The sequence below is a fragment of the Dactylosporangium sp. NPDC006015 genome (assembly GCF_040614215.1).
Taxonomy (GTDB): domain Bacteria; phylum Actinomycetota; class Actinomycetes; order Mycobacteriales; family Micromonosporaceae; genus Dactylosporangium; species Dactylosporangium maewongense.
On record NZ_JBEXUD010000009.1, the window covers coordinates 30,680 to 45,276 of the forward strand.

General features: G+C 73.6%; 12 protein-coding genes. 2 read left to right on the plus strand and 10 right to left on the minus strand.

The window, feature by feature from the left end; all coding sequences use genetic code 11:
- Positions 1 to 109 precede the first annotated feature (109 nt).
- Positions 110 to 1,138: an AI-2E family transporter gene (locus tag ABZ321_RS17755; protein WP_344498556.1), complete on the plus strand. Its 1,029-nt coding sequence runs from the start codon at positions 110 to 112 to the stop codon at positions 1,136 to 1,138.
- Between the two features lie 97 nt (positions 1,139 to 1,235).
- Complete coding sequence (locus tag ABZ321_RS17760) at positions 1,236 to 1,754, plus strand: hypothetical protein (RefSeq protein WP_344498554.1); 519 nt, start codon at positions 1,236 to 1,238, stop codon at positions 1,752 to 1,754.
- A gap of 195 nt (positions 1,755 to 1,949) precedes the next feature.
- Here ABZ321_RS17760 and ABZ321_RS17765 read toward each other — a convergent pair whose 3' ends face one another.
- From ABZ321_RS17765 to ABZ321_RS17810, 10 genes are all read right to left on the minus strand, one after another.
- Entirely contained in the window at positions 1,950 to 3,260 is a 1,311-nt protein-coding gene (locus ABZ321_RS17765; RefSeq protein WP_354892276.1) for a hypothetical protein, read from the minus strand.
- Positions 3,261 to 3,265: 5 nt separating this feature from the next.
- Entirely contained in the window at positions 3,266 to 3,883 is a 618-nt protein-coding gene (locus ABZ321_RS17770) for a neocarzinostatin apoprotein domain-containing protein (RefSeq protein WP_344498550.1), read from the minus strand.
- An 11-nt stretch (positions 3,884 to 3,894) separates the two neighbouring features.
- On the minus strand, positions 3,895 to 6,639 hold the full coding sequence (locus tag ABZ321_RS17775) for an ATP-binding cassette domain-containing protein (RefSeq protein ID WP_354892279.1): 2,745 nt from the start codon (positions 6,637 to 6,639) through the stop codon (positions 3,895 to 3,897).
- Entirely contained in the window at positions 6,636 to 7,367 is a 732-nt protein-coding gene (locus tag ABZ321_RS17780) for an ABC transporter ATP-binding protein (RefSeq protein WP_344498546.1), read from the minus strand. Before ABZ321_RS17780 ends, ABZ321_RS17775 begins: the two co-directional genes overlap by 4 nt.
- Positions 7,354 to 8,721, minus strand: coding sequence for a hypothetical protein (locus ABZ321_RS17785; RefSeq protein WP_354892282.1), 1,368 nt, complete (start codon positions 8,719 to 8,721; stop codon positions 7,354 to 7,356). The genes ABZ321_RS17780 and ABZ321_RS17785 overlap by 14 nt, the downstream gene beginning before the upstream one ends.
- On the minus strand, positions 8,708 to 10,030 hold the full coding sequence (locus tag ABZ321_RS17790; protein WP_354892285.1) for a hypothetical protein: 1,323 nt from the start codon (positions 10,028 to 10,030) through the stop codon (positions 8,708 to 8,710). The genes ABZ321_RS17785 and ABZ321_RS17790 overlap by 14 nt, the downstream gene beginning before the upstream one ends.
- The gene (locus tag ABZ321_RS17795) at positions 10,027 to 10,992 is read right to left on the minus strand and encodes a DUF916 domain-containing protein (protein ID WP_344500666.1); all 966 of its coding nucleotides are present in this window, start codon (positions 10,990 to 10,992) and stop codon (positions 10,027 to 10,029) included. The genes ABZ321_RS17790 and ABZ321_RS17795 overlap by 4 nt, the downstream gene beginning before the upstream one ends.
- A gap of 71 nt (positions 10,993 to 11,063) precedes the next feature.
- The gene (locus ABZ321_RS17800; protein WP_354892288.1) at positions 11,064 to 12,716 is read right to left on the minus strand and encodes a hypothetical protein; all 1,653 of its coding nucleotides are present in this window, start codon (positions 12,714 to 12,716) and stop codon (positions 11,064 to 11,066) included.
- 432 nt (positions 12,717 to 13,148) lie between these two features.
- The gene (locus ABZ321_RS17805) at positions 13,149 to 13,676 is read right to left on the minus strand and encodes an SMI1/KNR4 family protein (RefSeq protein ID WP_354892290.1); all 528 of its coding nucleotides are present in this window, start codon (positions 13,674 to 13,676) and stop codon (positions 13,149 to 13,151) included.
- Positions 13,677 to 13,966: 290 nt separating this feature from the next.
- On the minus strand, positions 13,967 to 14,557 hold the full coding sequence (locus tag ABZ321_RS17810) for a hypothetical protein (RefSeq protein WP_354892293.1): 591 nt from the start codon (positions 14,555 to 14,557) through the stop codon (positions 13,967 to 13,969).
- Between the last annotated feature and the right edge of the window lie 40 nt (positions 14,558 to 14,597).

A 14,597-nucleotide genomic window follows, 5' to 3' on the forward strand; every position in this document is an offset into this window, starting at 1 on the left:
TCTTGCCGCAAGACCCCGTGCGTGTTATACGTTCCAATGGGGAGGAGACACCCGTGGTGTCATCCTCCGGCAATGGCGTTTCTTCGGCCCGCCCGGGCAGTAGAGCCGCATGCCGCCCATATGGCTGACACGGCTGGGACGGTCCGGCTGGCTGGTCACCGGCGCCGTCGTGGGCGCCGCCGCCCTGATCGTCGGCGTCGGCGTCATCCTCGCGGTCCTCGCACCGGTCCTCATCACCGTGACCATCGCCGCGGCCCTGCAACCGCTCATCGCCCGGCTCCGCAGCCGCGGGGTCCCGGCGACCGCCGCCGCGCTCACCGGTGCGCTGCTGGTGCCGGCGCTGCTCGTGCTCTTCGGTGCCCTGATGTGGCGCACGATCGCCAACGCCGGCGAGGGTTGGGCCGAGGTCGCCGACAGCGCCGGCGCCCACCTGCGCTCGGCGCTCGGCAGCGATCCCCTCGACGCGCTGCTGCGCTCCAAGCAGTGGCGCGAGGCGCTGCTCGGCGCGGGTTCGGCGCTGCTCAACACGGCCGCGCTGCTCGCCCAGGCCGCGGTCGGCGTGCTGCTGGGCGCGTTCCTGCTGTACTACACGTTCAAGGACGGTCCGGCGCTCGTCGACCACCTCGACCGCACGCTGCCGCTGCGGCCCGGCCTGACCCGCCAGATGCTGGACAGCGCCGCGCTGCGGCTGCGCCAGTACGTCCTCGGCACCACCGTCGTCGCGGCCATGGACGCGGCCGTCATCACCCTCGGCGCGGTCGCGCTCGGCCTGCCCCTCATCGGGATGATCGCGCTGGTCACGTTCGTCGCCGCGTACGTGCCCTATCTCGGCGCGTGGGTGTCGGCGGTGTTCGCGGTCGTCGTCGCCCTCGGCGCCGGCGGCGTGCAGGCGGCCGCGTGGATGCTGGTGATCGTGCTGGTGACACAGAACGTCCTGGAGGGTGTGCTGCGCCCGTACGTCTTCGGCCGCGCCCTCGACCTGCACCCGGTCGTGATCCTGGCGGTCACGGTCCTCGGCGGCGCGCTCGCCGGGCTCGTCGGCGTGCTGCTCGCCCCGCCCGTGGCCGCCATCGCCGTCTCCTGGCGGGCGATGCTGCGCCCGCCCCCGGACGCCCACGTGGAGGCCCGACCACCGTGACCACCGCCCGCCGGGCCCACGAACGGTCGCCGGAGGCACTACGCTCGCCGGCATCGGCTGAGTGCTGAGTGCTGAGTGCCCACGGCGGGGAGGCGCGTTGCGACGAGGGTCGGTCTCCGCGGCGCTCCTGATGGCGCTGGTGGTCGGTGCCGCCTGCGGCATCGGCGAGGCGCTGCAGGATCCGGGGGATCCGGTCGACATGACCGCCGAGACCATCGCCGGCACCTGGCACGCGGGCACCGACCGGTTCATCACGTTCGGCGCGGACGGCACGTTCACCGCGCTGAACCTGCCGCCGGGCCTGTTCCACAGGTCCCCGTCCGGCGCGGCCGCCGAGCCGATCGACGCGTCCGGCCGGTATGTCCTCGCCTACCAGCCGGCGGCGACGGCGGGACCGCACGCCTCCGTCAGGCTGATCATCGAGGAGCGCACCGGGGCGGACCTCGGCGTCGGCGGTGCCGAGCTGAGCGCGCTGCGACCCGGCGACGGCCAGGTCTACCTGGTCTTCTTCTACGTCGGCGACCAGGGCAACATGACGACCGGCTACCTGCGCTGCGCCGACGCCTGCCCGCCACCCGCGAGCGCGGGTCTCGGCCCCGCTCCGCGGCCCAGCTGACCCTCAGGACAGCTTCAGCGCCTCCGCCTGGGCCATGACGGCGCGGCGGCTGGTGAGGCCGACGCGGCGCCCTCGATCTGGCGTTCGATGAGAAAGCGTTGCACTGTGTGCTCCTTGGCTGGTGCTCCGGCGGGGCGCCGGGGCGATGCGTCAAGCCTCGCCGCCGGCGGCCCCTCGGACATCGGGAGCACCTACCTATTCGAGGACGATCCTGCGGCGGGCCCGTCTGGGGAGCACGACGAGCGCGCCCACCCCGGTGAGCAGCAGCGCCGTGCCCCACAGCAGGATCACCGGCAGGATTCCGCCGTCGCCGGTCTTCGGCAGCGCCTCCCCGGTGACCTCCGACGGGGTCGCCGGCGTCGACTTCACGGTGAACCTCGCGACGATCGTGGTGTCCGCCGGCGACGTCACCGGGTCGCTGCCCTTGTTGCACTCCGTGTCGACCTGCGGGTGGTCGAACAGGATGTCCGCGACGGTGAGGGTGACGACGCCGGGCGTACTGGCGACGAACTGCCCCGTGAGGGTGGCGCCGGGCACCGTCGCCTGCGCCGCGATCGAGCCGTAGGCCGGGCCGGTGAGCTTCACCGTGCCGGACTGGGCGCCGCTGAGCTTCACGGTGGCGGTCGGTTTGAGGTCACCGGCGGCGATCGGCGCCGGGCCGTTCTTGCCGCCGTTGTCGAAGGTGTACGTGACGGTGACGTTGGCGCCGTAGCCCGGGTTCGCCGGTGACATGGTGAGCGTGTGGGTGGCGGTCCAGTCGCGGATCGTGCTGAGCGTCTTGCACTTCATCGTCACCGACGCGGGCCCGAACGTCTCCGCGGGGGTGGCCGCCTCCGTGCCCGACGCCGACGCACTCGGGCTCGCGGAGGCCGAAGCGGACGCCGAGGCGGAGGGTGACGCCGACGCCGACGCCGAGGCCGACGGCGACGCCGAGCCGGACGGGCCGGGGGTGACGACGGCGGACGCGGTGACCGGCGTGTCGACCGGCGCCGCCTTGTGGTCGCGGTCGCCGCTCGCCGAGCAGTACGTGGTCGCAGTCGTGTTGGCGAACGCGACCTGCCGCACCACCAGCGTCACCGTGCCGGCCGCCGTCGCCGTGTACGTGCCGGTGGCGCTGATCGGGCCGAGCGGCACCCCGGCCGCCTTCGCCGCCGCCGGGTACGCGGCCTGGTCGAGGGTGACGGTCCCGGTCTGCGCGCCGCCGAGGGCGACGGTGACCCGCACGGGCACGTCGCCGGCGTTGAGCGGCACCGGGCCGTTGGTCACGCCGGCGACCGCGGCGAGGGTCACCGTCACGGTCTGGCCGGCCGCCGGGCTCGCCGGGGACTGGCTGAGCGTGAACGTGTCCGCCCACGTGGTCGGCGACGTGCCGGTCCCGGCGTCGCTGAAGTACAGCCGGCACCCCAGCGACGCGTCCACCGGCGCCGCGGCGGCCGTCCCGGTGACGACGGCGAGGCCGGCGCCCGCCACGGCGAGTGCCGCGGTGGCCATCGCGATGCGGCGCATGTCGCTCACACCCCTTCCGCGGTGTGCGCGCGACGCCGGCGGGCCGGGAGCACGACGAGGAGCCCGACGCCGAGCGTGAGCAGCGCCGACCCGGCCAGGACGACGACGAACGGCTCGTCGCCGGGGCCGGTCTTCGGCAGCGCCGTCGCCTCGGTCGTGGCCGCGGCGGCGGCCTGGGTGGTCGGCTGGGCGGCGGCGCCGAACGTCAGCTTCACCGAGGCCTTGTTGGCGGCGATCTCGCCCGCGTTGCCGCCGGACGGCAGGATCTGCGCGGCGATCACGCAGGTGCGCTTGGTGCAGTCGAACGTGCCGAACTTCTGCGCCAGCTTCAGCGTGACCGTGGGGATCTTGCCGGACGCGTCGGCGTTGACGAACTGGGAGCCGCCCGCGAGGTTGCAGTCGGTGGGGCCCTTCACCTCCTCGATGCACTGTCCGACGGCGATCTGCTTGAGGTTGGCGGTGAAGCCGCTGCCGCCGACGGTCACCGACACCCCGTCGGTCAGGCCGGTGGTCTTGCTGACGGTGAGCGTCGGCGCGGCCCACGCGGGCGCCGCGCCGAGCGGGACGACAGCGGCGAGCGCCGCGGTGACCAGCACCGCCAGGGATGCGATCCGTCGTTGCATCGAAGGTCTCCTCAGTGGGTTGCGCCGGACCGGTTGACGGCCGCGAGGTCGGTGCCGAGGTAGGAGCGCACGACGGCGGGGTGCGCGCGGACGTCGTCCGGGGTGCCGTCGGCAATGATCCGGCCGCCCTCCATCGCCACCATCCGGGTGGCGAGGCGGGACAGCAGGGGCAGGTCGTGCTCGATGACGAGCAGCGTGGTGCCGAGCTCGCGGTGCACGCGCAGCAGCAGGTCGCCGAGCGCCGCGCCGTCGGCCTGGGAGACGCCCGAGGACGGCTCGTCGAGCAGCAGCAACGCCGGTTCGAGCGCGAGCAGGCAGGTGATCTCGACCATCCGGCGGGTGCCGGTCGACAGGTTCCCGACCAGCGAACCGGCCACCGTGGACAGTCCCATGAGGTCGACCAGCTCGGCGGCCCGCGCGGCCTTGCGCCGCTCGGCGACCGGACCGCCGAGCGCGGAGGTGAGCAGGTGGCTCGGCGCGGTCCGCTCCCCCGCCGTCATCACGGTCTCCAGGACGGTCATCGTGCTGAAGAGCCGGGCGTCCTGGAACGACCGGACGAGGCCGAGCTTCGCGCGGTGCTCGGGGGTGGCGCGGGTGACGTCGCCGCCCGCGAAGGTCACGCTGCCGGCGTCGGGTCGGACGAACCCGGCGAGGATCTCGAACAGCGTGGTCTTGCCGGCGCCGTTGGGCCCGATGATGCCGAGGACCTCTCCGTCGGCGACGTCCAGGTGTACGCCGTTGACCGCCGTCACCCCGCCGAACGCCTTCGTGACGCCCCGCACCACGAGCAGCCGCTCCCCGTCCACCGGTGTGCGCAACGGCACGGTGCGCGCCGGCAGCGCCGGGCCGGCGACCTGCTCCGGCTTCGCCGCGGGTTTCGCGGGCTCGGACCACCGTGCGGCAAGCCGGTCGCGGGCCCGTACCAGCAGACCTCCGAGACCTTGTGGCAGCAGCACGACGACGAGCAGCCACGCGAGGGTGAGCGCCGCCTGCCCGGGGATGCCGAGGTCCACGAAGGACGGGATGCCGACGATGAACAGCGCCCCGAGCAGCGGCCCGCCCAGCAGGCCGATGCCGCCGACGACCGTGACGGCGACGACGTCCACGCTCGCGCTCGCCGGGAAGCTGTTGACGGTGAGCTGCGTCTGGCCGTGGCCGATGACGGCGCCGCCGAGCCCGGCGAGCGCGCCGGCGACCGCGTAGGCCTGGAGCTTGCGCAGCGGCGCGGAGACGGTCAGGGCCCGCGCGGCCTCCTCGTTGTCGCGCAGCGCGGTGAGCAGCCGCCCGAACGCGCCGCGGCGCAGGTTCGCCGTCAGCCAGATCCCGAGGCCGAGCATGAGCAGCGCGAAGAGGTAGTAGTCCTTGGCGACCTCGAGGGTGTAGCCGGCCCAGCGCGGCTTCGGGGTGCTGACGCCGGAGCCGAGCAGCCAGTCGCGCCGCAGCAGGTAGGCGCTGGTGGCGAGGGCGAACGCGAGGGTGGTGACGGCGAGCGCGAGCCCCCGCAGGCGCAGCGCGGGCACCCCGACGGCGGCCGCGGCGAGGGCGGCCGCGGCGCAGCCGGCGACGACGCCGACGAAGAAGTTGCCGGTGTCGGCGCCGACCCGCACGGACACGGCGCCGCCGATACCGGCGAACGCGAACTGGCCGAGGGACAGCTCGCCCGCGACGCCGGTGACGACGAGGACCGACAGCGCCACGAGCGTGAACCCGGCGACGGTCGTCAGCGCCGACGCGGTCTGGTTGTCCACGAGGTACGCCAGGGCCGCGGCGACCAGGAACCCGGCGGCGGCGACGAGCCGGCCGAGGTGCCGCACCGGCCACGGACCGGTCAGGATCGCGGCGCCGGAGCGGGCCCAGCCGCCGTCGTCGGCGTCGCGGCGGCCGAGCCTCGGCTGGCGCAGCAGCGCGATGAGGACGGTCGCGCCGAGCACCACCTGGACGATGCCGGTGCCGGCGGACCCGGACAGCAGGATCTGTTCGAGGACGCCGATGCCCAGCGACGCCGCGAACGCGACCGGGATCGACGACAGCCGGGCGATGACGGCGCCGGCGAGGCCCTTCAGCAGCAGGTCGGGCCCGAGCGTGTCGATGGACTGGGCGCCCTGGGTGGGTGTGACGAGGATGGCGGAGAACGCCGCGATCCCGCCGGCGATCGCCCACGCGACGGTGGCCATCCGCGGCGCGGCGACGCCGTCGAGCAGCGCCGCGGACGGCTGGTCGGCGGCGGCGCGGATGGCGAGGCCGTGACGGGACCGCTTCAGGAACAGGGCGAGCCCCGCGAGCAGGATCGGGGTGAGGATCAGCATGGCGGTGAACGCCGGCCCGACCGGGGTCCGCCCGACCGTGAACGACGGCAGGCCCGGCGGCCGGGGGAAGATGGCGCCGCTGACGCCCTGCCGGTTCACCAGCAGCGACACGACGAGGATGAACTGCGAGAGCCCGAGGGTGGCGATCATGCCGATGACCCGGGACCGGTGCCGCAGCCGCCGGACCACGCCCGCCTCGACCCCGGCGGCGACGCCCGCGGCGACCACCATCGCGGCCGGGAACGCGACCCAGTACGGCATCCCTTCACCGGCGACGAGCCGGCCGAGCACCGCGGCGCCGAAGACGCCGATGGAGCCGTGCGCGAAGTTGACGAACCTGCTCGACCGGTAGGTCAGCACCAGGCCGACGGCGAGCAGCGCGTACGTGAGACCGGTGAACAACCCCAGCAGGATGCGGTCAGGCCCGAAGTCGTACCCCCACAGGCTCATGCATGACCGCCGAGCATGAGGGACTGCACGAGGTCGGGCCGGTCGGCGAGGTCGGCGGAGGTGTGTTCGGCGACGATCGTGCCCTTCTCCATGAAGTACGCGCGGTCCACCAGGGACAGCGCGACGTTGACGGACTGCTCCACCACGAGCAGCGCGGTGCCGAGCCGGTTCAGCCGGCGCACCATCTCCAGGAGGCCGCCGACGACGACCGGGGCGAGGCCGAGGGAGAACTCGTCGATGAGCAGCACCCGGGGCCGCTGGATGAGCGTCTTGGCGAGCACGAGCATCTGCCGCTCGCCACCGGACAATGTGGACGCCGGTTGGTCGCGCCGCTCGTACAGGCGCGGGAAGACGGCGAAGGCACCGTCGACCGCCTTGCGCAGGCGGCCGTCGCGGCGGCTGACCGTGTAGCCGTACATGCGGAGGTTCTCCTCCACCGTCAGCGACCCGAACGCCTGCTGACCGACCACCGTGGACAGTCCCAGCCGGACCCGGCGGGCGGCCGGCACGCCGGTGATGTCGCGCCCTTCCAGCAGCACCCGGCCGCCGGCGCCGGGGCGCTGCAGGCCGGCGAGGACCCGCACGAGCGTGGTCTTGCCGACGCCGTTCGGGCCGCAGACGCCGACCATCTCGCCGGCGGCGACGCGGACGTTCACGCCGTACAGCACCTGCACGGGCCCGTAGGAGGCGTCGACGGCGGCGCAGGACAGCGCGTCAGCGGGCCGCAAAGGGCACCTCCTCGCCCTGGTAGGCGAAGCAGCCGCAGCCGCCGTCGTAGGCGAGGGGGCGGTAGCCGTTCGCGGCCGAGAACCTGCCGGGGCCGAGCAGCCCGGCGAACCCGGTCGCGGGGCTGAACCCGGTGCCGAGCGCGCGGGTGGCCTTCGACCACGCGGCCGCGTTGAGGTCGGCGCCGAGGTCGCGGGCGCCGGCCTGCAGCAGCAGCGCCGCGTCGCAGTAGGGGAACGCGACGCGGGCGTTCTCGCGGGTCGCGAACTTCTGCCCGTCGGCCTCGTACACCTTCAGGCAGGCGCGTTCGGCGTCGGTGCCGGGGAACGGGTACGCGCTGTCGGGGACGTCCTGGCTGGGGTTGAAGCCGATGCCGACGGCGCCCTCGAGGCCCTCCTTCGGGATCGTCGCCGGGTTGTTCACCAGGAAGCTCGGGTTGTCGAAGCTGGACAGCGCGTAGCGGGCGGTGAAGCTCTGCGCGGCGGCGACCGTGAGGAAGAACGACGCCATCCGGGCGCCGCCGAGGAAGAACACGCGGTCGACCCCCTTGGCGCGGAAGTCGACGGCGGCCTGGTTGAGCCCGGCGTTCAGGGTGCCGAGGTCGGTGGTGTCGATCCACGCGACCGCCGGTGTGACGTTCAGCCGTTTCAGCTCCGGTACGGCGAGGCGCTCGTACGCGCTGCGGTTGGTGGGCGTGTCGGCGGCGACGACGCCGGCCTTGGTCTTGCCGGCGAAGTACTGCTGCTGTTCGAGGCTGCCGAGGAACGCCCGCACGAACTCGTCGTAGTCCGGGTAGCTGGCGGACCACAGGTACGGTGCGAGCTTCGTGAACGTGGTCTGGTCGTTGGCGACGAGGGTGGCGTCGAGCACGAGCGTGCGGCGAGACGCGTAGCAGGGGCGGGCGTTGCTCTGGAACTGGCCGGTGAGCACGACCGCGAACGCCTTGTCGTCCTGGGTGACCTGGTTGCACAGCCGCTCCTCGGCGGCCGGTGAGTCGTCGGCGGCCTCGTAGTTGCGGTAGACGGCGACCATCTTGCGCCCGGCCACGCCGCCGTTGGCGTTGACCCACGTCTCGAGGGCCTTGACCTGGCGGGCCGGGTCGCCGGCGTCCGCGGTCTTGAAGCCGGTGACGCTCGCGGTGGCCTTGAGGTCGACGCCGACGAACACGACCTTGACGCTGTCCGCGGTCACGCCCGGCCCGGCCCCGGTCACCGGCTGATCGCCGGCGGCGCCACCGCCGTCCAGTGCCCCCGGCATCACCGAGGAGCAGCCGGCGAACGCCACCACGGCGGCGACCGCGGCGGCGCCGGCGCGCAGCGCGAGGGACCAGTCGTGCACCCGCTCACGCACCCACATCAGGGCTCCTCTTCCGCCGGCCGGGCCGGCCCTTCCGGGATGGACGCTGCAGTGCGGCCCGCCAGTCGTCGGCGTCCGCGTGGCCGGCGAGGTAGGCGTCCAGCTCGCCGAGGTCGACGACGGCCGCGCTCCCGCCGGCCTCCGGCACGTCGGATGCCGGGCGGCCGCCCGCGAGGACGGTGTCGAGAGCCGCCAGGTCGACGATCGCGGTGCCGCCGTCGCCGTCCGGCTCGCCGATCAGCTCGCGCAGGGTCGCGGCGCTGATCTGGGCCCGGGCCTTGCGGCGGAGCCGGTTCGCGCCGGGGGCGTCGTCGAACACGAGCACCGCGCCGAGCGCGGGCACCCGTACCAGCGGCGGCAACAGCAACGGGTCGGCGCTCTGCGGCACGAGGGTGTCGCGGTGCCGCCGGGCCTTCAGGCGGCGGTGGACGCCGAGGACGATGAGCGCGACGCCGAACACGTTGAGCGCCAGCAGCCCCCACGGGTACGCGTCGTAGCCGACCGACGCGGCGCCCAGCCCGGCGATGTCGGCGCGGACCTGGTACCGGCCGAACGCCGCGAACGGGATCGTCACCGGCACCCGGTATTCGCGGGTCTCGCCGGGGCGGATCTCGCCGGAGCGCGGCGCCTCCGCCGGGTCGCCGCCGCCCTTGCCGACGCGGACGTTGAGCGGCAGCTCCCGCAGGCTCTGCGCGCCCGGGTTGCGGACCTCGTAGACGAGGGTGCGCTCCGCGCGGGCGCCGAACCACTCCGTCCACGACGGCCGGCCGGTGAGCCGGATCCGCACCACGTCGAGGCGGGCGATGGTGCTCGCCGCGGTCGGCGCCGGGCCGGTCGCGTGGCCGGGGATGTCGAGGGGCACGTCGACGTGCCCGCTGGCGCCGGTGCCGACGAGCGCGACGTGCACGACGCACGGGCACGGGCGGGGTGGGTCGCCGACGCGGATGTCGACGCCGAACGTGCCGTCGGCCCGGGCCGGGGTCGCGACCGCCGCGCGCATGTCGCAGGCGCCGGAGCCGGTCATGGCGAGCTCGCCGCAGGTGACGAGCTGCAGCAGCTGCCCGGCGGGCCAGCCGGCGCCGGTGATCCGCAGCGTCGCGCCCGGTTTCGCCGACGGTGCGGCGGCGCTCGCGGTCATGCCGTCGGCGCGCGCCGGCGCGGCCGGCAGCACCGCCAGCAGCAGTCCACAGAGGACGGCGACGGCCCGCGCCGCCGCCGGCAGCACCGTCGGAGGCGGTCCACACAGGACGGCGACGGCCCGAGGCGCCGCCGGCCGCGGTCCACGGAGGACGGTGAGGGTCCGCCTCATCGCACCGTCACCGGTTCGGGCAGTCGCCTGCGGGGCTTGGCGGTCACCGCGGCGGCGCGGCGCCGGCGGTACCAGACGAGCAGCACCAGACCGGCGACGACAACCGCGAGGGTCGGCCACGACACGACCACCGTCGTGTCCTGCGACCGCGCGGAGACGCCGCCGTCGGCGGTCACGGTCACCGAGGTGGTGACGACGTCGAACGGCCACACGCCGCTGAACGTGCCACCGAGCCGGGTCCGCGCGCCGGGCAGCAGGTCGATCTGCGGCGCGCTGCCGTGCTGGGCGATGCGGTGGCCGAACAGCCCGGTGACGCGCACCTCCAGCTTCGGCGGCAGGTGCAGGTTGCCGGTGTTGACGACGTCGTACGTGTAGGAACCGTCGACGGTGGACGGCAGCCACGGGGTCCCGTGCTTCGTCGTCACGTGGTCGACCCGCAGGCCGGGGACGGTCGGCCCGCTGACGCGCAGGTACACGCGGGCGGCCACGGCGCGGCGGACGGTGACGTCGACGCCGTTCTGCTTCGTGGTCGCGCCCGGCTGCTCCTCCATGGCGACGACCCCGCCGACATGGTCGCCGGGGGTCGCGTTGGTGGGCACGGTGATGACGAACGGGACGTCCGCCTGCGACTTCGCCGGCACCGTCACGGTCGCGGCGCCGACCTGGGTCCAGGCGCCGATGTCGACTCCGGCGGCGTCCTGGGTACGCAGGCCGAACCCGCCGTCGCGGGGGGTGTTGTACGCGTCGGCGCCGTACAGGCGGAACGTGCGCGGCTGGTCGGCGAGGTTCGTCACCCGGACCGAGTCCTGCACGGAGGTGCCGGGCGGCGACTCGAGGAAGAAGTACAGGCGCGGCGCCGGGCCCGGCTGCGCGGGCGGCGTCGGGTTCACCGACCACTCACCGTTGTCCGCGGCGTGCGCGGGCGCGCCGACGAGGGCGACCGCGAGCACGACCGCGAGCACGCTTGTCAAGGAACGCAACGTCTGTCCTCCCGCTTGGAGGTGGGGGCCCGGCAGGACCCCCACCTCGGCTGCTAGCTCAGCGTGATCGTGAGCGTCGCGGTGTAGCTGCCGGCCAGCTGATTGGCCGGGATCTGCAGGTCGAGCGCGGCGCCCGCGTCGAAGCCGCCACCCGTGCCGGCCGCGTCGGCCGGGGCCGAGCACAGGGTCGAGCCGTCGACCGCACCCGCGGAGCCCGCCGTCGCCGTCACCGCGTTGGTACTGCCGGCGGCGGCCACACACGTCGGGATCCAGGTGAGGTTCGCCTTCGCGATGCTGCCGCCCGGCGTACCGGTGAAGTCGGTGACCGCACCGACCAGGCTCCAGCCGAAGGTGCTGCCCCGGTAGTCCGTCACGGTGATCGGCGCGAGCGCGCCGGTGCCGTGCTGGACGGTGCCGTTGAGCGTGACGCCGCTCAACGTGACGTTGCCCGAGCCGGTGGTGCGGGACATCGCGAGGTTGCCCGCCGTGACCGTCTGGGACAGGTTGTAGGTGAGGTTGCAGGAGCCCGTGGTGGCCGGGCCGGCCTTCGCCACGCAGGAGTCGGCCGAGGCCGTCCAGGTGGCGACCGCGAACAGGGTGCCCGGCCCGGTGCCCGACGACGCGCCGATGTAGGCGGTGGTCGGGTCGTTCACCGTGAACGAGCCCGTGATCGCGCCGGTCGCGCTCGCCGTCGCCGTGACCGCCGCGTCGGCGGTGGGCGGCGGCGGGGGCGCCCCGGCCTTGTAGCCCCGGATGGAGACGGTGCTGCCCGGGTTCCAGTTGGTGCCGGTCACCGCGACCGCCGTGCCCGCGCCGCCACCACCGGGGGTGATGGAGATGGCCGGTGCGCCGAGGATCGTGATCGGCGTGGTGACGGTGTTGGTGCCGTCGGACACCGACAGCGTCCGCGCCCCGGTCGTGGCGCCGGCGGGGACGACGAGCGTCCCGGTGCCCGCACCCGTGGCGTCGGTCGTGCCGGCGCCGCTGCCTTCAGCGGTGCCACCGCCGCCCGCGTTCTTCAGCGACGCGCTCAGGGTCGCGCTTGGAGCCAGCCCGGTCACGGAGAAGTTGATGGTGTTTCCCGCCCGCGCAGCGCTCGTGACGCTCTGCCCGGTGACCGAGGTGATGCTGGTGCCGCCGCCGAACACGCTGTAGTTCTCGACGATCGTGCTCGCCGCCGGGGCGGCCTTGTGGTCCCGGTCGCCCGGGCCAGAGCAGTACGTCTTGGCGGTCGCGTTGTTGAACACGGCCTGCGTGACGGTGAGCGAGGCGGCCCCGGCCGTGCCGGCGACGTACGTGCCGGTCGCGGTGATGGAGCCGAGCGGCGCACCCGCGGCCGCCGGGGCGGTCGGGTAGGTGGCCATGTTGAGCGTGACGGTCCCCGACTGGGAGCCGCCGAGCGCCAACTTGATGACGACAGGCACGTCACCCGCGTTCAGCGGGACCGGACCGTTGTTCGGCCCGGCGACCGCCGTGAAGGTGACGGTGACGGTCTGCCCGGGCGACGGCGTGGCCGGCGTCTGGGTGAGCCCGAACGTGTCGTTCCACGTCGTCGGCGAGCTGCCCGTGCCGGCGTCGCTGAAGTACAGCCGACAGCCGAGCGAGTTCGCCGCAGGCCCGTACGCTCCGGCAGGCGCGCCGCCGAGCGCGATGGCAGCGGTGAGGCCCAGTGCCCCAGCCGCCACCACCTTGGAGGGATTCTTCATCGAATCGCCTGCTTCCTCTCTGGTGTTTGCTCCGGCGACTGCCCCACCGCCTTCAGTCCCCGTTTCGCAGAGTGGAACGATGTTTCATCGGTGGTAACGTAAATAAACGCAGCCCGAACCCTCGTTGTCAACCGTCCGGACAGCCGCTGTTCGCGTCCCACGATGCGGGACGACGGCACGGGGAGCGGCGCTTTTGGGATCGGCACCACCCACGCGACAGCGCGTCCGCATGGGCTCACGCAGGCGACCGGCAACTGCACCGCGACCCGGCGCCCTGGGATCCACCGGGCCTTGCGCTGGATGGCGGCGGTCCTCACGCAGGGTGCGGCATCACATCGTCGATGTCGATGCCCGCGGTCCAGCAGTGCGCCGACAGCACGGTGCTGCCGGAGGTACACCCCCGGCAGCACCGACTCGCACAACGACCGATAGTCAGACGTCCACCGGATCGCCAGTCGCTACGAACGCCCTCACGGCGACGAGAAGTCGCCGCAGGAAGCCTTGCAGATCGGGCGCCACCAGGCGTGGCTGCTCGAAGCTGCTGGAATGGATTCCGTCCTCGACGAGGCCCGGCGGCAGATAGAAGATCTGACCGGTCTCCCGAGCCATGCTGTATTGCTGCCCACCCCCGGTTGATCCGAATGTGACAACGTGCCCGATTTCCGCAGGACGCACCAGCGTCGGCAGCGCCCAGTCAGCAGGAACAGCGATCCTGCTGAGTGGGTAGATCCGATACCCGTTCCCGAAGTCGATCAGGCAAACTTCGCCGATCTCGGCGTAGAAGTCCCGCAATGACGACGGAAGCGTCGCGCCGAACTCAGCATCGACCGTCGACGGGTCGGGCTCCGCGACGCAATTGCCGCCTTCGCCGAACGGGTAACCGAAGCGTTGTTCGAAGTTGGCGGACAACGCAGCGATTTCGCGTCGGACCGCCGCCTTCCACCCCGCAATGTCGTCCACGGCCGGCTACCCCCTCCAGAAATGATGGCCGAATTCAACATCGATCGCCCAGGCAAACATCTCGATCGTGGATCTGGAGGCGTTGGGGATGGTGCGCCGGAACTCGGTGAGTGGGCCATGGAGGACTACGACGAGGACGCGCCGCGGCAGGTCGTCGACGACTCCAACTACCAGCGCCCGCTGACCCTCACCGAGCCTCCCGGCACCGTCACCTGGTGCGACAGCCACGACGGTCGCGGGTCCCGGCCGTTTCGGGATCGCCGCACGCGGCGACGACGGTGCTGTCTGGGCTACCGGTCCGGGAGGCCGGCGAGGTGATCCAGCCAGCGCCGGACCGCCCGCAGGTCGGCCGGGCTGGACCTCGGGTCGTCGAGGATCCAGCCCGTGGCCTGCCGGGACCGCTGCATCCGCTGTACGTCGGGCACGAGGACCCCGCCGATGGACCTCTGCCACAGGTCGCCGCGCACGGCCACGTCGCCGTCGCGCGACAGCATGACGAAGACCGGCCGGCCGCGGCCGAGGCCGAGGATGCCCGCCGAGCCTTCGCCGACGACATCCCAGTCGTCGGTCAGCGCCACCTCGGCCCACCAGCGCGTGCCGTAGGCGCTGTCCTCGCTCAGGTCGACGGCGACGAGGAACCGCCGGTCCTCGGACGTGAAGAGGCCGTGGCCGCAGCACATCTCGTGCCAGGCGGCGTTGCCCCGCTCGACCAGGTCCGGCGCGTCGTCCGGGATCTCGAACCAGCGCCGGCCCGGAAACTCGGAGGCGTTCGTCGCCGCGGCGGCGACCGCGGGCGGGATGTAGGGGTGCCCAGGGTCGGCGACGGTGATGAACTCCAGGCCGGCACGACCGAACTCCGTGCTCAGGTCGCGCATCCCCATGCTCCGATCGTCGTCCTGCGCGGGACCGGCGTGGGGTGCG